The sequence below is a fragment of the Klebsiella terrigena genome, assembly GCF_012029655.1.
In the GTDB taxonomy this organism is placed as follows: Bacteria; Pseudomonadota; Gammaproteobacteria; order Enterobacterales; family Enterobacteriaceae; genus Klebsiella; species Klebsiella terrigena.
Map to the genome: position 1 here is coordinate 3569852 of NZ_CP050508.1, position 18351 is coordinate 3588202.

At 58.1% G+C, this 18351-nt stretch carries 17 protein-coding genes; 3 read left to right on the forward strand and 14 right to left on the reverse strand.

Going from position 1 to position 18351, the window contains the following annotated elements; genetic code table 11:
* The 12 genes from holB to yceD all read right to left on the reverse strand — a co-directional run bounded on the left by holB (nucleotide 1) and on the right by yceD (nucleotide 10036).
* Nucleotides 1-1005, reverse strand: a complete 1005-nt coding sequence (gene holB / locus HCK03_RS16790) for a DNA polymerase III subunit delta' (protein WP_123551217.1) — start codon at nucleotides 1003-1005, stop codon at nucleotides 1-3.
* Nucleotides 1002-1643 carry a dTMP kinase gene (gene tmk, locus HCK03_RS16795; protein ID WP_041144970.1) on the reverse strand — a complete coding sequence of 214 codons (642 nt, stop codon included), beginning with the start codon at nucleotides 1641-1643 and terminating at the stop codon, nucleotides 1002-1004. The genes holB and tmk overlap by 4 nt, the downstream gene beginning before the upstream one ends.
* A complete protein-coding gene (yceG, locus tag HCK03_RS16800) occupies nucleotides 1633-2655 on the reverse strand; it encodes a cell division protein YceG (protein WP_041144969.1) in 1023 nt (340 codons plus the stop codon). Before yceG ends, tmk begins: the two co-directional genes overlap by 11 nt.
* A 2-nt stretch (nucleotides 2656-2657) precedes the next feature.
* On the reverse strand, nucleotides 2658-3467 hold the full coding sequence (gene pabC / locus HCK03_RS16805; protein ID WP_041144968.1) for an aminodeoxychorismate lyase: 810 nt from the start codon (nucleotides 3465-3467) through the stop codon (nucleotides 2658-2660).
* Between the two features lie 131 nt (nucleotides 3468-3598).
* A complete protein-coding gene (gene fabF / locus HCK03_RS16810; protein ID WP_041144967.1) occupies nucleotides 3599-4840 on the reverse strand; it encodes a beta-ketoacyl-ACP synthase II in 1242 nt (413 codons plus the stop codon).
* 89 nt (nucleotides 4841-4929) lie between these two features.
* Complete coding sequence (acpP, locus tag HCK03_RS16815; RefSeq protein WP_000103754.1) at nucleotides 4930-5166, reverse strand: acyl carrier protein; 237 nt, start codon at nucleotides 5164-5166, stop codon at nucleotides 4930-4932.
* Between the two features lie 210 nt (nucleotides 5167-5376).
* Entirely contained in the window at nucleotides 5377-6111 is a 735-nt protein-coding gene (fabG, locus tag HCK03_RS16820; protein ID WP_041144966.1) for a 3-oxoacyl-ACP reductase FabG, read from the reverse strand.
* Between the two features lie 12 nt (nucleotides 6112-6123).
* A complete protein-coding gene (gene fabD, locus HCK03_RS16825) occupies nucleotides 6124-7053 on the reverse strand; it encodes an ACP S-malonyltransferase (protein WP_143716949.1) in 930 nt (309 codons plus the stop codon).
* Nucleotides 7054-7068: 15 nt separating this feature from the next.
* A complete protein-coding gene (locus tag HCK03_RS16830) occupies nucleotides 7069-8022 on the reverse strand; it encodes a beta-ketoacyl-ACP synthase III (RefSeq protein ID WP_041144964.1) in 954 nt (317 codons plus the stop codon).
* 54 nt (nucleotides 8023-8076) lie between these two features.
* Complete coding sequence (plsX, locus tag HCK03_RS16835) at nucleotides 8077-9174, reverse strand: phosphate acyltransferase PlsX (RefSeq protein WP_206110955.1); 1098 nt, start codon at nucleotides 9172-9174, stop codon at nucleotides 8077-8079.
* Nucleotides 9175-9324: 150 nt separating this feature from the next.
* Nucleotides 9325-9498, reverse strand: coding sequence for a 50S ribosomal protein L32 (rpmF, locus tag HCK03_RS16840; protein WP_071844907.1), 174 nt, complete (start codon nucleotides 9496-9498; stop codon nucleotides 9325-9327).
* Nucleotides 9499-9514: 16 nt separating this feature from the next.
* Nucleotides 9515-10036, reverse strand: a complete 522-nt coding sequence (gene yceD / locus HCK03_RS16845) for a 23S rRNA accumulation protein YceD (protein ID WP_041144962.1) — start codon at nucleotides 10034-10036, stop codon at nucleotides 9515-9517.
* A gap of 141 nt (nucleotides 10037-10177) precedes the next feature.
* On the opposite strand from yceD, the gene HCK03_RS16850 reads away from it, so the two are divergent.
* Nucleotides 10178-10762, forward strand: a complete 585-nt coding sequence (locus HCK03_RS16850) for a Maf family protein (protein WP_041144961.1) — start codon at nucleotides 10178-10180, stop codon at nucleotides 10760-10762.
* Nucleotides 10763-10847: 85 nt separating this feature from the next.
* On the opposite strand, the gene rluC is transcribed toward HCK03_RS16850, so the two are convergent.
* Complete coding sequence (gene rluC, locus HCK03_RS16855) at nucleotides 10848-11801, reverse strand: 23S rRNA pseudouridine(955/2504/2580) synthase RluC (RefSeq protein WP_166646121.1); 954 nt, start codon at nucleotides 11799-11801, stop codon at nucleotides 10848-10850.
* Between the two features lie 822 nt (nucleotides 11802-12623).
* Here rluC and rne point away from each other — a divergent pair.
* A complete protein-coding gene (gene rne, locus HCK03_RS16860; protein ID WP_167691930.1) occupies nucleotides 12624-16010 on the forward strand; it encodes a ribonuclease E in 3387 nt (1128 codons plus the stop codon).
* Between the two features lie 39 nt (nucleotides 16011-16049).
* On the opposite strand, the gene HCK03_RS16865 is transcribed toward rne, so the two are convergent.
* A complete protein-coding gene (locus tag HCK03_RS16865; RefSeq protein ID WP_167691931.1) occupies nucleotides 16050-17078 on the reverse strand; it encodes a LysR family transcriptional regulator in 1029 nt (342 codons plus the stop codon).
* A gap of 16 nt (nucleotides 17079-17094) precedes the next feature.
* Here HCK03_RS16865 and HCK03_RS16870 point away from each other — a divergent pair, with 16 nt between their 5' ends.
* Nucleotides 17095-18309: an MFS transporter gene (locus HCK03_RS16870; protein WP_041144958.1), complete on the forward strand. Its 1215-nt coding sequence runs from the start codon at nucleotides 17095-17097 to the stop codon at nucleotides 18307-18309.
* Nucleotides 18310-18351 lie beyond the last annotated feature (42 nt).

Below are 18351 nucleotides of genomic sequence, written 5' to 3' on the forward strand. Positions count from 1 at the left end.
TCAGAGGTGGGAAACGGGCAGGACCGTCCCAGGTTGCAGGTAATGTTCCCAGCGCAGAAGGCGCTCGGTTAGCAGCAGTTCTCGGTTGACGCCGACCACGCTCAGCAGCTGCTCGCGGCAGGCGCTGACGTCCTGCGTAATGGCCTGCAGGCGGCTAGCAGGCAGCGCCTGCGCCAGCTGGTTGATTAGCGTCCAGGCATCGGGGTTGCTCAGCAAAGAGATCCCCTGCTGCCTTTTTTGTGCATCCAGCAGCAGCGATGCCAGCCAGTGCAGGCGAACGGCGGCCTGTTCATGATTGAGGATCGGCAGCAGCGTTAGCCAGTCGCCGCCGGTTAGCGCGTTTGCCAGAGTCTGGATGAGCTGCTGCCGGGCGGCCCAGCGGCTCTCCTCGAGCAGCTCCAGCGCCGCCGCCGGCGCATTAGCGCTCAGGCGCAGCGCGGCCAGCAAGGCGTTTTGCTCAAGCGTTACCTCGCGCTCAAGCCACGCCAGGCCATAGGACTCCGCCGGCGGAGCAAGATGATACAGGCGGCAGCGGCTGCGCAGCGTGGCCAGCAGCCGCGCCGGCTCCTGACAGGCGAGGAAGAACCAGGTATTTTCCGGCGGCTCTTCCAGCGTTTTCAGCAGGGCATTGGCCGCCGCATCGGTCAGCAGCGCCGCGTCGCTAATCCACACCACCTTGGCTCCGCCGAGGCGCGAGCGTTCGTAGAGCTTTTCATTCACTTCGCGAACGGCATCAATGCCGAGAGCGCTTTTGCCCTTTTCCGGCACCAGCGTGTAGTAGTCGGGGTGGGTACCGGCCTGCATCAGCTGGCAGCTATGGCAGTGGCCGCAGCTTTTGTGTCCTTCCGGCTGTCGGCACATCAGGTAGCGGCACAGCGCGTAGAGCAGCGCATCGCCGCCCATTCCGGGCAGCGCCTGAAGCAGTAACGCATGGTGACCCCGCCCGGCCTGATAGCTGGTGACTAACTGCTCGAACGGCGGGCGTAACCACGGATACCATTTCATGCGCGCTGCTCCGCCACCCACTGGCCGATCGTCGCACGGATATCGCGCGCGACCGCTTCCAGCGGCTGGGTGGCGTCGATGGTGCGGATCGTCGGGTCCTGCGCCGCCAGCTCAAGATAGCGCGCGCGGGTCCGGTTAAAGAAGTCCAGCGACTCCTGCTCAATGCGATCGAGCTCACCGCGGGCGCGGGCGCGCTTGAGACCTACCTCAGGCGTCACGTCGAGATAGAGCGTCAGGTTCGGGCGAAAATCGCCGAGCACCGCGTCGCGCAGCGTCGCCAGCATCGTCTGGTCAATGCCGCGGCCGCCGCCCTGATACGCCTGGGTTGAGAGATCGTGGCGATCGCCAATCACCCACTGCCCGCGGGCCAGGGCCGGTTTAATCACCGTTTCCACCAGCTGAACGCGGGCGGCATAAAACATCAGCACTTCGGCTTTATCATTAATCACTTCATCGCCGGTCGACTGAATATCGAGTACCAGGCTGCGCAGTTTCTCGGCGAGGATGGTGCCGCCCGGTTCACGGGTAAACAGCAGATCGCTGACGCCAGACTGTTCCAGCGCCTCCACCACCAGGTTACGCGCGGTGGTTTTCCCTGCGCCCTCCAGGCCTTCGATAACGATGTAATTACTGCGCATTTTTTTCCTTAAGAACTTTTAGATAATCCTGAACCGAGCGGTTGTGGCTGGACAGATTGGTATTAAACGTATGTCCACCCTTGCCGTCAGCGACAAAATAGAGGTACGGCGTTTTCGCCGGATGCGCGGCGGCGGTCAGCGAGGCCTCTCCGGGCGCGGCGATCGGCCCCGGCGGCATACCGCTAATCACATAGGTATTATAGGCCGTCGGGGTTTCGAGATCCTTGCGCGTCAGCCTGCCATTATAGCTCTCACCCATGCCGTAAATCACCGTCGGGTCGGTTTGCAGGCGCATGCCGATGCGCAGGCGGTTGATAAACACCGACGCCACGCGATCGCGCTCTTCCGCTACCGCCGTCTCTTTTTCGATAATTGACGCCATGGTCAGCAGCTGGTTTTGATCCTCGTACGGCAGGTTATCCATCCGCCCTTCCCACGCCTTGTCCACCTCGGCGACCATCTTCTGATGGGCCCGCTTGAGGATCGCTACATCGCTGGTATTGGCGGTATACATCCAGGTATCCGGCCAGAACCAGCCTTCGACCCAGTCCGGGTGTTCAAGGTCGAGCGTTTTCGCCACCGTTTCGTAGCTGTCGTCGGCCAGCGTATGTTTGACATACGGCGCATCGCGCAGCTGGCGCAGATAGTCGCTCACCCGCATTCCTTCGACAAAGCGTAGCGGGAACTGGGCCTCTTTGCCGCTGCCCAGCAGCTGGAGCATTTCGCGCACCGTCATTTGCGGCGTGAAGCGGTAGGTCCCGGCTTTGAAGTGCGACAGCTCCGGCTCAATGCGCAGCAGCCACTGGAAGACGCGAGGCCGGTTGATGACCTTGTCACCATACAGCTGCTGGCCCAGCGCGATGCGCCCGGTGCCGGCTTCCAGGGTGAAGATGGTCTCTTCTTTGATAAGCAGTTTGCTGTCAGCGAGATGGCGGACTTTCCACATGCCCACGCCTGCGGCAATGCCAAACACCACTAACAACAGCAGGATAAAACGTAACATTTTCTTCATGACTAACCAGACAGCTCACACAGTGGGGCTAAAAAATGATAAAGCTCGCGCGAGGACCAACGGCTCTCGTCCCAGCGGCGAACCGGCACCAGCGGCATCAGGGCGTTGCAAATCAGCACTTCATCGGCATCCCGCAACGCATCAGGGCCCGCGGTGACTTCGACAACGCGAAACGGCGATTGTGCCAGCCGCGCGATACAATACTGGCGCATGATCCCGTTCACGCCCGCCTGGTCAAGGCGCGGCGTAAATACCGCCATTCCCTTGCGCCAGAACAGATTCGCGGCACAGCATTCCGTAAGCCACCCTTCGCTGTCAAGAACCAGCGCCTCGTCGGCGTCCGTCTGCTCAAGATGAGAGCGGATCAGCACCTGCTCGAGGCGGTTAAGGTGCTTAAGGCCGGCAAGCGACGGGTTACGCCCCAGCCGTATCGGGCTCAGGGCCAGGGTGATGCCCTCTTCACGCCAGCGGGAGTAGTGCGCCGGCAGCGGGGATACGCTGAGGATACGGGTCGGCTGCTGGCACAGCGTACCGCTATAGCCGCGGCCGCCGGAACCGCGCGTCAGAATAACCTTGAGGACGCCGCTTTTCTGGACCTGCGCCAGGCGCAGCATTTCCTGTTCCAGCGTTTGCCAGTGGGTATAGGGGATCATCAGCTTTTCGCAGGCCTGCTGCAAACGCCGAAGGTGGGCAGGCAGCATCTGCACCTGACTCTCTACAATCCGCGCGGTGGTAAAGCATCCATCGCCAAACTGTATCGCCCGGTCGTTAGCGGCCAGGACGTCCTGTTCAAGGCCATTAATCAAGAACATAGTGGCTCCTTATCGGTGGCCCGCTAGTGTCGCAGGATGAATTACGCAGGACAAGCAGAGAAAGCTGAAGAAAAAAGAAGGCCCGCATAAATGCAGGCCTGAGTCATGGCTGGGTGAGGCAACTAACGCGCTTAGACCTTTTTAAAGATCAGCGAACCGTTGGTGCCACCAAAGCCGAAGGAGTTACACAGCGTGTACTCCATACCGGAAACCTGGCGGGCTTCGTGCGGAACGAAGTCCAGGTCGCAGCCATCGTCCGGGTTATCCAGGTTGATGGTCGGCGGAACCACGCTATCGCGCAGCGCAAGGATTGAGTAGATAGACTCTACCGCGCCTGCGGCGCCCAGCAGGTGCCCGGTCATAGATTTGGTCGAGCTAACCATTACGCTGCGAGCCGCATCGCCAAAGACTGACTTAACAGCCTGAGTTTCCGCTTTATCGCCCGCTGGCGTCGAGGTACCGTGCGCGTTAACGTAGGCAATCTGGCCCGGTTCAATGCCCGCATCGCGAATGGCGTTAACCATTGCCAGCGCGGCACCCGCACCGTTCTCCGGAGGAGAAGTCATATGGTAGGCATCGCTGCTCATACCAAAACCGACGATTTCCGCGTAGATTTTCGCGCCGCGTTTTTTAGCGTGCTCGTACTCTTCCAGCACCACCATGCCCGCGCCGTCGCCAAGCACGAAGCCGTCGCGATCTTTATCCCACGGACGGCTTGCCGCCTGCGGATTGTCGTTGCGGGTAGAGAGCGCACGCGCTGCGCCAAAGCCGCCCACGCCAAGCGGGGTACTGGCTTTTTCCGCACCGCCGGCAACCATAGCGTCAGCATCGCCGTAGGCAATGATACGCGCGGCCTGACCGATATTATGCACACCGGAAGTACAGGCGGTCGCGATGGAGATGCTCGGCCCGCGCAGACCAAACATGATGGTCAGATGTCCGGCCACCATGTTAACAATTGTAGACGGTACAAAGAACGGGCTGATTTTACGAGGTCCGCCGTTGGTCAGCGAGCTGTGGTTTTCCTCAATCAAGCCGAGGCCGCCGATGCCGGAGCCGATAGCTGCGCCGATGCGGTCTGCGTTCTCTTCCGTTATTTCAAGACCAGAATCCTGCATGGCCTGAACGCCAGCGACAATTCCATATTGAATGAAGGCATCCATCTTGCGCTGCTCTTTGCGCGAGATAATGTCATCACAGTTAAAATCCTTTACTAAGCCAGCAAATTTTGTTGCATAGGCGCTAGTATCGAAATGGTCGATCAGGCTGATGCCACTCTGACCGGCAAGGAGAGCTTTCCAGGTAGACTCTACGGTATTGCCGACAGGAGACAACATGCCCAGTCCGGTCACAACTACACGACGCTTAGACACGGTTGTCCTCCAGGGAGGGAAAATAGATTCTTGTGGGACAAACTAAAGATAAAACTCAGGCGGTCGAATGACCGCCTGGAGATGTTCACTTACGCCTGGTGACCGTTGATGTAATCAATGGCAGCCTGAACAGTGGTGATTTTCTCAGCTTCTTCGTCCGGAATCTCAGTATCAAACTCTTCTTCCAGAGCCATTACCAGCTCAACGGTGTCAAGAGAATCAGCGCCCAGATCTTCAACGAAGGAAGCATTGTTGGTAACTTCTTCCTGCTTAACGCCCAGCTGTTCGCCGATGATTTTCTTAACGCGTTCTTCGATAGTGCTCATACTCTTAAATTTCCTATCAAAACTCGCTTTCGCGATGGTTTTCGTAGTGTATAAAATGTTGAAAAATTTGCAACTAAATCCCGGCAGGTCGTACCACGATTTTACGCTATTTTGCGGCTGTTTGCCCTCATAACGCAAATCATTTTGCACAAAACCGTACCCGGAACCGCACAGACTGCGCGGTTCCTGAACGTTTTGCACAAAACTCGGTCAGACCATATACATTCCGCCGTTGACGTGCAGGGTTTCACCAGAGATGTAACCCGCTTCGTCAGAAGCTAAAAACGCAACCGCACTGGCGATTTCTTTTGCATCGCCGAGGCGACCCGCCGGAACTTGCGCCAGAATACCCGCACGCTGATCGTCAGATAGCGCACGCGTCATGTCCGTTTCAATAAAGCCCGGAGCAACAACGTTAACCGTAATACCGCGGGACGCGACTTCACGTGCCAGCGACTTACTAAAACCGATCAGACCCGCTTTCGCCGCAGCGTAGTTAGCCTGACCAGCATTTCCCATGGTACCGACCACAGAACCGATAGTAATAATGCGGCCATGACGCTTTTTCATCATAGCGCGCATTACTGCTTTTGACAGACGGAAAACTGATGACAGATTGGTTTCGATAATATCGTTCCACTCGTCATCTTTCATCCGCATTAACAGGTTATCACGAGTAATACCGGCATTATTAACCAGGATATCAACTTCACCAAACTCTGCGCGAATATTTCCCAGAACAGATTCGATAGATGCCGGGTCGGTCACATTCAGCAGCAGACCTTTACCGTTAGCACCTAAATAGTCGCTGATCGCCTGCGCACCGCTCTCGCTGGTGGCAGTACCGATAACCTTCGCGCCACGGGCGACGAGCGTTTCAGCGATTGCACGGCCAATCCCGCGACTTGCACCGGTAACCAGCGCGATTTTTCCTTCAAAACTCATGATATTCCTCTTTTATTGCTCAAGCGCCGCAGACAGCGCTGCAGGCTCGTTAAGCGCGGAAGCGGTCAGGGTGTCAACAATACGTTTAGTCAGGCCGGTGAGGACTTTACCCGGGCCCACTTCATACAGATGTTCTACGCCCTGAGAGGCCATAAACTCGACGCTTTTGGTCCACTGAACCGGGCTGTAAAGCTGGCGGATCAGCGCGTCGCGAATGGCGTCAGGCGCGGTTTCGCACTTCACATCAACGTTGTTCACCACCGCAATAGCCGGGGTGTTAAAGGTAATTTTTTGCAGCTCAACCGCCAGCTTTTCCGCCGCAGGTTTCATCAGCGCGCAGTGGGACGGGACGCTTACCGGCAGCGGCAGCGCGCGTTTGGCGCCGGCAGCTTTACAGGCGGCGCCAGCGCGTTCTACGGCTTCTTTGTTGCCCGCGATAACCACCTGACCCGGGGAGTTGAAGTTGACCGGTGAAACCACCTGGCCTTCGGCAGACTCTTCGCAGGCTTTGGCAATTGAGGCATCGTCGAGGCCAATGATGGCCGACATCGCGCCGGTACCTTCCGGTACCGCTTCCTGCATGAATTTGCCACGCATCTCAACCAGACGCACGGCATCGGTGAAGTCGAGAACCCCGCTGCAAACCAGCGCGGAGTATTCGCCAAGGCTATGGCCTGCCAGCAGAGCCGGCGCTTTGCCGCCCTGCTGTTGCCACGCGCGATACAGCGCCACGGAGGCGGTCAGCAGCGCGGGCTGGGTCTGCCAGGTTTTATTCAGTTCTTCTGCCGGGCCCTGCTGGGCAAGCGCCCACAGATCGTAACCCAACGCCGCGGAGGCTTCACGGAAAGTCTCTTCAATCACCGGATAAGCTGCTGCCATCTCTGACAACATGCCTACCGCCTGCGAGCCCTGTCCCGGGAACACAAAAGCAAATTGCGTCATCTCTAAATCCTTATACTAAAAACGAACCAGCGCGGAACCCCAGGTGAAACCGCCACCAAAGGCTTCCAGCAGAATCAGCTGACCGCGCTGAATGCGGCCATCGCGCACCGCTTCGTCCAGCGCGCAAGGGACGGAGGCGGCAGAGGTATTGCCGTGACGATCGAGCGTCACCACCACGTTGTCCATCGACATCCCGAGCTTTCTCGCCGTCGCGCTGATGATACGCAGGTTGGCCTGGTGCGGGACCAGCCAATCGAGCGCGGAGCGTTCAAGATTGTTCGCCGCCAGCGTTTCGTCAACGATATGCGCCAGCTCGGTCACGGCCACTTTAAAGACTTCGTTACCCGCCATCGTCAGATAGATCGGATTTTCCGGATCTACGCGATCGGCGTTCGGCAGCGTTAACAGCTCGCCGTAGCGGCCGTCGGCGTGCAGATGGGTCGAGATAATGCCCGGCTCGGTTGACGCGCCCAGCACAACGGCGCCCGCGCCGTCGCCAAAAATAATGATCGTCCCGCGATCGGTTGGATCGCAGGTACGCGCCAGAACGTCAGCGCCAATAACCAGCGCGTAGTCTACCGCACCGTTTTTGACATACTGGTCGGCGATGCTCAGGGCGTAGGTGAAGCCGGCACAGGCCGCGGCAACGTCAAACGCCGGGCAGCCGTTAATGCCCAGCATAGACTGAATCTGACAGGCCGAGCTCGGGAAGGCGTGGGTGCCGGAGGTGGTCGCAACAATAATCAGACCAATTTGCTCCGGCTTAACGCCCGCCATCTCCAGCGCATTTTTTGCAGCTTCAAAACCCAGCGTAGCAACGGTCTCATTCGGCGCGGCAATACGACGTTCACGGATACCCGTACGGGTGACAATCCACTCGTCAGACGTATCTACCATTTTTTCCAGGTCGGCGTTAGTACGCACTTGCTCAGGCAGATAACTGCCGGTACCAATAATCTTCGTATACATGTACGCTCAGTCACTCTTGGGTAACATACCCGCCTTGTTCAAACCGCTGGGGCGTCAATCCTGCTCGTTCGTCCCACTTTGCTGTCGGGAGTTCCCGTTTCTGCCGCCCCCCGGCAGTTCAAAGCCTGCTGGGTATAAAGATTCCAGGCGAGCGGCGATCCGTTGAGGTATCTGCCGCTGCACCGCCTGCACTGCCTGCTCTATTGCAACGCTAAAGGCGCGCTGATTGGCAGCACCATGACTCTTAATCACGGAACCGCGCAATCCTAACAGACAGGCGCCATTATACTGGTCGGGGTTGAGGTGACTGAATCGCCTTGCGAGGCTTTTTTGTAACCAACGTTTCAATAACAGCAGCCACCACGACCGTTTTTTGCCCTCTCCCTGCGATTTCAGCAGCGAAAGAAACATTCTGACAACACCTTCCATAGTTTTTAATGTGACGTTGCCCGTGAATCCATCACAAACCAGAACATCGGTTTTGCCCGTCAATAGTTCATTGGCTTCAAGATAGCCTATATAGTTGAGAGACGGCAGCGTTTTCAAAACCGCCGCGGCGTCGCGAATGCTGCTGAGGCCCTTCATTTCTTCTTCGCCAATATTCAGCAGCGCGACGCGGGGATTTTCAATACCGACAACTTCTTCCGCCAGTACCGCCCCCATCACCGCAAACTGGACCAGCATGGTGCTGTCGCAGTCGACGTTGGCGCCAAGATCCAGCACCACCGTTTTCCCCTTCTGCTGGTGCGGCAGCACCGTCACCAGCGCCGGGCGCTCAATTCCCTCAATGGGCTTGAGCAATAGTTTTGCCAGCCCCATCAGCGCGCCGGTATTGCCCGCGCTGACGCAGGCCTCTGCCCGCCCCTCTTTCACCAGCTCGAGCGCCATGCGCATTGAGCTTCCGCGGCTGCTGCGAATCGCCTGCGCGGGTCGCGCATCACTGGCAATAACTGACTGCGCAGGGATAACCTGCAGACGTGAACGTTGTTCGAAATCAGCTTTGGCAAGTAATGGCGTGATGGCGTCGGGGTCGCCGACTAAAAGAAGTGTGAGTTGCGAATTAGAGATCAGTGCCTGCAGTGCTGCAGGCACCGTCACGGAGGGACCAAAATCGCCCCCCATGACATCTAACGCCAGGGTTAGACGTGTCAAGGTATCGTCGCTGCCCGGTTCGGTTATTCCCCAGTTACCTGGGGAAATCCTCACTAAGCTTCACCACGCTTATACTCGTTGTCCTTCACGCTGCAGCACCGTTAACTGCGCGGGCTTCATACAGCACGAAGTTCATAGAGTATCGCGTGATTACTTAGTGATAACCTTGCGACCGCGGTAGAAACCGTCGGCAGTCATGTGGTGACGCAGGTGTTTCTCACCAGAAGTTTTGTCTACAGACAGGCTGGTGACTGCGGTCAGAGCGTCATGGGAACGACGCATGCCACGTTTGGAACGGGTTGGTTTATTCTGTTGTACGGCCATGGACCTTACTCCTCAATTACTTATTCTTTAAGCTGGCTAATACGGCAAATGGGTTTGGCTTCTGTGCCTCTGCAGGCAGTTCACCAAAAACCATGTCCGCGTCGGACACTTCACAGTGTTCAGAATCATGCACCGGAACTACAGGCAAGGAGAGAATAATTTCATCCTCAACCAACGCTTGCAGATCGATTTCACCGAATTCGTTAACCTCAATCGGCTCATACGCTTCCGGCAGTGCTTCGGCCTGTTCGTCATTTCTGACCGGGCTGAAACAATACGTTGTGTGGACATGACGAGGGAACGGTTTCCCGCAACGCTGACATTCGAGGGTTACTGATACCGTCGCATCGCCGGTTATAACGGCAAGACGCTGGTTATCAATAGCGAACGACATGCTGCATTCCACATCGGTGTCCACGCTGACTACAGAATCGGCCACACGTGCTACCTGATCGCGAGCATAAATGCCCTGGTAATCAAGGCGTTTTTGAGCCGTGCGAACCGGGTCGAGAGTCAGGGGTAATTTTACTTTTTGCATAGGGCGCGCATATTAACTTTGTAATGTCATAGAGTCAAAGAAAAAGGCAGCCTCAGGTTGCCTTTTGCCATTTATTCGCACACATTGCGGCCCATAGTTTAAAATGATGCTCTTCGAAGCGCTATATGTGGATGAAAAAATATGTCTGAGCTTATCCTGGCGTCGACCTCGCCCTGGCGGCGCATGCTGCTGGAAAAACTGTCCGTGCCGTTTGAGTGCGCGGCGCCTGAGGTCGATGAAACGTCTCACCCCGGCGAGTCCGCTCGCCAGCTGGTCGTGCGTCTGGCGCAGGCTAAGGCGCAGGCTCTCGCCGCGCGCTACCCGCAGCATCTCATTATAGGCTCCGATCAGGTTTGCGTCCTTGACGGCGAAATCACCGGTAAACCGCATAGCGAAGCGAACGCCCGCCTGCAGTTAAGAAAAGCCAGCGGCACCATCGTGACGTTTTACACCGGGCTGGCGCTCTACAACTCGGCGAACGGCCAGTTGCAAACCGAATGCGAGCCTTTTGACGTTCACTTTCGCCATTTAAGCGACCGGGAGATAGAGACCTACGTGCGTAAAGAGAACCCGCTGCAGTGCGCCGGGAGCTTTAAAAGCGAAGGGCTGGGGATCACGCTTTTCGAGCGCTTAGAAGGCCGGGACCCCAATACGCTGGTCGGCCTGCCGCTGATTGCGCTTTGTCAGATGCTGCGCAGAGAAGGCTATAACCCGCTGCTCGCCTGAAGCGCGGATCCCCGTTCTGAGCATCACCGCTGCGGGCTTATCGGCCCGCGCGGTGCAAGCGGCGGAGAGTGCATCCGCCGTTCCGTTACTTCTTGTCGCGTAGCACCTGCAGGCAGCGCTTCAGCTGGCCGTCCAGCGGCGCTTCAACGCGCATCACCTCACCCGTGCCCGGGTGGGTAAACTTCAGCGCCGCGGCGTGCAGGAACAGGCGATTGAGGCCGGTTCCCGTTAGCTGCTTATCAAATTCCCGATCGCCGTAACGATCGTCAAACGCGATCGGGTGCCCGGCATACTGCGTGTGCACGCGAATCTGATGGGTTCGACCGGTCACCGGGCTGCAGCGCACCAGCGTGGCGTCGGTAAAGCGCTCTTCTACCTTAAAGCGGGTTTCCGACGGCTTGCCTTCCTGATTCACGCGCACGATACGCTCGCCGCTTTGCAGGATGTTTTTCAGCAGCGGCGCCTGTACCACTTTGGTATGCGACTGCCACTGCCCGCGCACCAGCGCCAGATAATCCTTTTGCATCCCCTTCTCGCGCAGCTGCTCATGCAGCGAACGCAGCGCGGAACGCTTCTTCGCCACCAGCAGCACGCCGGAGGTATCGCGGTCAAGACGGTGCACCAGCTCAAGGAAGCGCGCCTCAGGACGCAGCGCACGCAGGCCCTCAATCACGCCAAAGCTCAGACCGCTGCCGCCGTGAACCGCGGTACCGGAAGGCTTGTTGAGCACCAGGATATGATCGTCTTCATACAGAATCACGTCCGCCAGGGCCGCGACTTTTTGCAGATGCGGGGAGACCGCGTCTTCCTCACGCTCGGCTACGCGGACCGGCGGAATACGGATCTCGTCGCCCGCTTCCAGCTTGTACTCAGGCTTGACGCGTTTTTTGTTTACCCGCACCTCGCCCTTACGCAGGATGCGATAAATCATGCTCTTCGGTACGCCCTTAAGCTGCGTACGCAAAAAGTTATCGATGCGTTGCCCCGCTTCATCAGCGGTAATGGCAACCATTTTTACGGTTGGGGTCTCAGTTTTCATGGTGCGCGATTCTAAATAGCCCGACGCATTAGCGCCACTCATTTTTATATGCTTATATTTATCATTATCCGGTTTTCACCGTATGGGTCATCGTCGTTTTGTTTGTTATTAGAACAATCTGTATACGCAGGTGATAAAACTGTGAGTAACCGGGTGATAAAAGGTAAAAGTCAACTTGCTATAACAAGCTCAGCAATGGAATAATGATGCCGTTTTCCGTGTTGAATCTTGTTAGAACAAGAGATTAGCGGAATGACCAATTTTGTCTGACCGATCATCAACGCAGCAATGGCGTAAGACGTATTGATCTTTCAGACAGTTAGCGGGCTGCGGGTTGCAGTCCTTACCGGTACAGGCTCTATGGATTTCACGTCGCAGGAAGGCGTCGACTCCGGGTATCCCCGGGAGCTCATGATAATCGCATGATTGTGATGAGCAGGTTAAGCCAACACGCCTGCAACGTGAAAGACGATAGAATATACGCAAAATTATTCGAGATGCGTCATGGCAGCAAGAGAGTGAATCCCCGGCAACCTGCATCGCCAGGTAACAGGGATGAACGAGCGCAGCCAGTGCAAAAGCAGCTCGATGCATGAAGTGTATAAATGGAATCTTCTCTGGTGATACATCCCAGGCAATTCCCCTGACAATTGCGCTGTGTTTCCGTTTGAAATGCAGGCGACCGACACTCTGCGCCTCTTAAGCGCGCGACAACCGTGAGGTTGGCGACGTGAAACAGACACGAGGCCATCGGTTTCCCCCGGCAAGGCGTTACTCTGCCCGCAGCTTAGTCGTCAATGTAAGAATAATGAGTAAGTTACGATGAAAAGAATGTTAATCAACGCAACTCAGCAGGAAGAGTTGCGCGTCGCCCTTGTTGATGGGCAGCGCCTGTACGACCTGGATATCGAAAGCCCCGGGCACGAACAGAAAAAAGCGAACATCTACAAAGGCAAAATCACCCGTATTGAACCTAGCCTGGAGGCCGCATTTGTTGATTACGGCGCCGAGCGTCATGGTTTCCTCCCTCTTAAAGAAATTGCCCGCGAATACTTCCCAGCCAGCTACAACGCTCACGGCCGTCCTAACATTAAGGATGTGCTGCGTGAAGGTCAGGAAGTTATTGTCCAGATTGATAAAGAAGAACGTGGCAACAAAGGCGCCGCGCTCACCACCTTTATCAGCCTGGCAGGCAGCTATCTGGTACTGATGCCGAATAACCCGCGCGCTGGCGGTATTTCCCGCCGCATCGAGGGTGACGATCGCACCGAGCTGAAAGAAGCGCTGGCCAGCCTCGAGCTGCCGGACGGTATGGGGCTAATTGTACGCACCGCGGGCGTCGGCAAATCTGCCGAAGCGCTGCAGTGGGACCTTAGCTTCCGCCTGAAGCACTGGGAAGCTATCCAGAAAGCCGCAGAAAGCCGCCCGGCGCCGTTCCTGATTCACCAGGAAAGCAACGTCATCGTGCGCGCGTTCCGCGACTACCTGCGTCAGGATATCGGTGAAATTCTTATCGATAACCCGAAAGTGCTTGAGCTGGCTCGCCAGCACATCGCCGCGCTGGGTCGCCCGGACTTCAGCAGCAAAATTAAGCTCTACACCGGTGAAATCCCGCTGTTCAGCCACTACCAAATCGAATCGCAGATCGAATCCGCTTTCCAGCGTGAAGTTCGTCTGCCGTCCGGCGGATCTATCGTTATCGATAGCACCGAGGCGTTGACCGCGATCGATATCAACTCCGCACGCGCAACCCGCGGCGGCGATATCGAAGAAACCGCCTTCAACACCAACCTTGAAGCATCCGATGAGATTGCCCGCCAGCTGCGTCTGCGCGACCTCGGCGGTCTGATCGTTATCGACTTTATCGATATGACCCCGGTACGCCACCAGCGCGCGGTAGAAAACCGCCTGCGCGAAGCCGTACGTCAGGATCGCGCGCGCATCCAGATCAGCCATATTTCTCGCTTTGGCCTGCTCGAAATGTCGCGTCAGCGCCTGAGCCCGTCGCTCGGCGAATCCAGCCATCACGTCTGCCCGCGCTGTAGCGGCACCGGCACCGTGCGCGATAACGAATCCCTGTCGCTCTCCATTCTGCGTCTGATTGAAGAAGAAGCGCTGAAGGAGAACACCCAGGAAGTTCACGCGATTGTTCCTGTGCCAATCGCGTCCTATCTGCTGAACGAAAAACGTGCGGCGGTAAGCGCTATCGAAACCCGTCAGGGCGACGTGCGCGTTATCATCGTGCCGAACGATCAGATGGAAACCCCGCACTATTCCGTGCTGCGCGTGCGCAAAGGCGAAGAGACCTCTACCCTGAGCTATCTGCTGCCGAAGCTGCATGAAGAAGAGATGGCGCTGCCAGCTGATGAAGAACCGGCGGAACGTAAACGTCCGGAACAGCCGGCACTGGCAACCTTCGTCATGCCGGATGCTCCGCCTGCGCCGGCATATGAAGAGCCTGAAGCCGTCGCCGTAGCCGCCAGCGCACCGACAGCGGCCGTGGCCTCAGCGCCGGCCCAGCCGGGCCTGATCTCTCGCTTCTTTGGCGCCTTGAAAAATATCTTCTCTGGTACGGAAGAAGCCAAACCGGCTGAAGTCCAGGAAGAGAAGAAAGTCGAAGAGAAGCCGGAACGCCAGCAGGAACGTCGTAAACCGCGTACCAATAATCGCCGCGATCGTAACGATCGTCGTGACAACCGCGAAGGCCGTGATAGTCGCGATAACCGTGAAAATCGTGATAACCGCGAGAATCGTGACAACCGCGACAACCGTGCCGAGCGCGATAACCGTGTAGAGCGTGCTGACCGCGATAACCGCAGCGAAAATGGCGAAGGTCGTGAGTCTCGTGAATCCCGCGAGGAGAACCGCCGTAACCGTCGTGAGAAGCAGCAGCAGAACGTCGAGCTGCGCGAACCTCGCCAGGCCACCGGCGACGAAGCGGAAAAAGCGAAATCCCGTGACGAGCAGCAGCCGCGCCGTGAACGTAACCGTCGTCGTAATAATGACGATAAGCGTCAGGCACCGCTGGAAGCCGTTGCCGTTAAGGTACAGGATGAGCCGGTTGTTCTGCAGGAAGCTGAGCTGGAAGAACGCGTTCAGAACATGCCGCGTCGTAAACCTCGCCAGCTGGCCCACAAGGTTCGCATCGAATCTGCGGTAGCGGAAGTCGCCGTAGAAGCAGCTGAAGCCGTAGTTGAGAAAGCGCAGCCAGACGTTGTTGTGGCTCCGCGTACTGAACTGGCGAAAGTTGACCTGCCTGCGGTGGTTGAGACTCACGTTGAGCACGAAGAGAGCAACGAATCCCGTGATGCTAACGGTATGCCGCGCCGCTCCCGTCGTTCGCCGCGCCATCTGCGCGTGAGCGGTCAGCGTCGTCGTCGTTACCGTGACGAGCGTTATCCGACCCAATCACCGATGCCGCTGACCGTAGCCTGCGCGTCGCCGGAAATGGCTTCAGGTAAAATCTGGATCCGTTACCCGGTAGCCCGTCCGAACGACCAGCAGCAGGAAGAGCCGCAGGTTCAGGCTTTTGTTGCCGAAACCGTCGCGCCAGCTGTCGTTGCCGAGCCGGCCATTGCCGAGCAGATCGTTAGCGAACCGGCCATTGCGGAAGTCATCGCACCGGTCGCGGCTGACGTCGCTGCCAGCGAAGCCGAAGCGCCGGAAGCGGCTGCGCAGGTTATCGCCAGCGAACCGCAGGCGGCGCCTGAGGAAGTCGTTGCTGAGACCGTAGCAGAAGCTGAAGCTGAAGTTGAGGTTAAAGCTGAAGCCATCGCTGAGCCGGTTATCGCTGCTGAGCCTGTCATCGCCGCTGAGTCTGCAGCCGTAGACGAAGAAGCCGTGGTTGAGCAGCCGGCTGCCGAGTCTGAAACCGCCGTTGTTGACGCCGAGCCTGCAGTCCAGGCAGAAGCGCCAGCTGAAGTGGAAGAAGCTGTGGCACCGCAGGTCGTTGACCAGGCACCGGCAGCAGCACCGGCCCCTGTCGCCGCGGTAGCACCCGCTCCCGTCGCTGCAGCGGTTATCGATACTGACCGCCACGCTACCGCGCCGATGACCCGCGCACCGGCTCCGGCTTACGAACCGGAAGCACCGCGTCGCAGCGACTGGGTTCGCCCGTCGTTCGCGTTCGACGGCAAAGGTTCTGCCGGCGGTCATAGCGCAACTCATCAGGCTACGGCGGAACCAACCCGTCCACAGTCCGTCGAGTAAGCGTTAAGTCTAAAAAAACCGGCCTCTGGCCGGTTTTTTTTATTCCCCTTCCGGGCGCTGCATACCCGCCACCTGCGGCATAACCTCGCGCATCAGGTCGAGAAACTTGCGTAAACGGGTCGGATAGTACCGCGCCCACGGATAGACCAGGTGGACCGGCAGCGAAGAGGCTCGCCACTGCGGGAACGGCTCGACCAGCCGTCCGGCGGCGATATCCTCCACCACCGCCCAGCTTGAAACGATAGCCACTCCCAATCCCGCCAGCGCGGTATTGCGCGCCACGTACACGCTGTCGGTACTCAGGCACGGCACGATGCCGAAGACCTGCTGCTGACTATGCTCCTGATGGAATAATTTCACCTCATGCTGATAAAAGGTGCTGATCGCTACCCACGGCAGCTGCGACAGCTGCTGGGGCGTTTCTAATGCCGGGTAGCGCGCCAGCAGCGAGGGAGAAGCAACCACGCTGCGCGGTACTTCAGCCAGCAGCACAGATACCGTCTCCGGATCGACTTCGGCCCCGACGCGTATCGCACAATCGATATTATCGCTGAGAAAATCGACGTTTTTGTCATTGAGCATCCACTCTACGGCGAGCTGAGGATAGCGCTGCAGAAAGCTGACCAGCGGCTCCAGCAGCTGCTGCTGACCAAACGCGTGCGGCGCACGTACCCGCAGCACGCCGACGGGTCGGTCATCGGCAATGCTCAGGTCGTCCTCCAGCGCCAGCCACGCATCAACCACCCGACGCGCATGCTGATAGCAGCGCTCGCCGTCGTCGGTCAGCTTCATCGCATGGGTGGTGCGCAGAATAAGCTTGCTGCCCAGCAGCCCCTCCAGCGACTGCAGGCGCCGGCTCACCGTCGCCTGAGTCGTGGTCATCTGCAGCGCAGCGGCAGAAAGCGAGCCGGCTTCGACGATTCGAATAAAGGTGCGCATCAGTTCAATTCGGTCTATACGTTCCTGCCGTTTCATATTTACCATGCCTATACGTTTAGCGTATAACCGTTTTACCACCACGCTATCTACCGCGCCAGCCGGATTCAGGGAAAAATAGCGCCATCGCATCTACGAGGGCTTTATCATGGCACCGACAACACTATCCCCCCGCGAAGCCGGCTGGATTATCTTCATACTCGCACTTGGCGCAGGTTTTAGCGTCGCCTCTATTTACTACGCGCAGCCGCTGCTGCCGCTGATGGGTGCCAATCTGCATCTTAGCGTCGAAGGCATGGGGCTGGTTCCTACCCTGACTCAGGCGGGCTACGCGCTGGGCATTCTGTTTCTTCTGCCGCTGGGCGATCGTCATGACCGCCGTACGCTAATTTTGATGAAAAGCGCGGCGCTGGCCGTGCTCCTGCTGCTGTGTAGCCTGACGGGGCAGCTCACTTCCCTGCTGATTGTCAGCCTGCTTATCGGTATGGCGGCGACGATGGCCCAGGACATCGTGCCGGCGGCCGCAATCCTCGCCCCGGCGGGAAAACAGGGGAAAATGGTCGGCACCGTCATGACCGGCCTGCTGCTGGGGATCCTGCTCTCAAGAACGGTGAGCGGCGTGGTCGGCGCGCTATTTGGCTGGCGGGTGATGTACCAGGCGGCGGCGGTGAGCATCGCGCTGATTGGCCTGCTGATGTGGCGGGTGGTGCCGCGGTTTGAAATTCACTCCGCGCTGAGCTATCCGCAGCTGATGAAGTCGATGGCGCATCTGTGGCAGCGCTACCCCGCTCTGCGCCGCGCCGCGCTGGCGCAGGGGTTCCTCTCCGTCGCCTTCAGCGCCTTCTGGTCAACGCTGGCGGTCATGCTGCTCGAACGCTATCAGATGGGCAGCGCCGTTGCCGGTGGATTCGGCATCGCCGGGGCCGCAGGCGCGCTCGCCGCACCGCTGGCCGGTGGCCTGGCGGATAAGTATGGCGCCGGGAAGGTCACCCAGCTGGGTGCCGCGCTGGTTACCCTCTCTTTTGCCCTGATGTTCCTGATGCCGGTACTGCCGCCTCACGGCCAGCTGGTGCTGATCGCCATCGCGGCTATCGGCTTCGACCTTGGCCTGCAGTCAAGCCTCGTGGCGCACCAGAACCTCGTCTACGGCCTGGAGCCGCAGGCCCGTGGCAGGCTGAACGCCCTGCTGTTCACCGGGGTCTTTATTGGTATGTCGCTCGGCTCCGTGCTCGGCAGCAAGCTGTACGTGATAGCCGGCTGGAACGGCGTGGTGATTCTGGCCGTCGCCGCGGGCGCAATCGCCCTTGCAATTCGCCTGCTGGAAAACGCACGGATCGCGGCGCTGCAGCGCGCAGGAGAATAAAAAAACCCGCTCCGCGCTGCGGAGCGGGTCTGTTTCTACCCG

Coding starts and splice junctions, on each gene's coding strand:
- holB (WP_123551217.1), bottom strand. CDS start 1,005: ATGAAATGGTATCCGTGGTTACGCCCGCCGTTCGAGCAGTTAGTCACC.
- tmk (WP_041144970.1), bottom strand. CDS start 1,643: ATGCGCAGTAATTACATCGTTATCGAAGGCCTGGAGGGCGCAGGGAAA.
- yceG (WP_041144969.1), bottom strand. CDS start 2,655: ATGAAGAAAATGTTACGTTTTATCCTGCTGTTGTTAGTGGTGTTTGGC.
- pabC (WP_041144968.1), bottom strand. CDS start 3,467: ATGTTCTTGATTAATGGCCTTGAACAGGACGTCCTGGCCGCTAACGAC.
- acpP (WP_000103754.1), bottom strand. CDS start 5,166: ATGAGCACTATCGAAGAACGCGTTAAGAAAATCATCGGCGAACAGCTG.
- fabG (WP_041144966.1), bottom strand. CDS start 6,111: ATGAGTTTTGAAGGAAAAATCGCGCTGGTTACCGGTGCAAGTCGCGGG.
- fabD (WP_143716949.1), bottom strand. CDS start 7,053: ATGACGCAATTTGCTTTTGTGTTCCCGGGACAGGGCTCGCAGGCGGTA.
- HCK03_RS16830 (WP_041144964.1), bottom strand. CDS start 8,022: ATGTATACGAAGATTATTGGTACCGGCAGTTATCTGCCTGAGCAAGTG.
- rpmF (WP_071844907.1), bottom strand. CDS start 9,498: ATGGCCGTACAACAGAATAAACCAACCCGTTCCAAACGTGGCATGCGT.
- yceD (WP_041144962.1), bottom strand. CDS start 10,036: ATGCAAAAAGTAAAATTACCCCTGACTCTCGACCCGGTTCGCACGGCT.
- HCK03_RS16850 (WP_041144961.1), top strand. CDS start 10,178: ATGTCTGAGCTTATCCTGGCGTCGACCTCGCCCTGGCGGCGCATGCTG.
- rluC (WP_166646121.1), bottom strand. CDS start 11,801: ATGAAAACTGAGACCCCAACCGTAAAAATGGTTGCCATTACCGCTGAT.
- rne (WP_167691930.1), top strand. CDS start 12,624: ATGAAAAGAATGTTAATCAACGCAACTCAGCAGGAAGAGTTGCGCGTC.
- HCK03_RS16865 (WP_167691931.1), bottom strand. CDS start 17,078: ATGCGATGGCGCTATTTTTCCCTGAATCCGGCTGGCGCGGTAGATAGC.
- HCK03_RS16870 (WP_041144958.1), top strand. CDS start 17,095: ATGGCACCGACAACACTATCCCCCCGCGAAGCCGGCTGGATTATCTTC.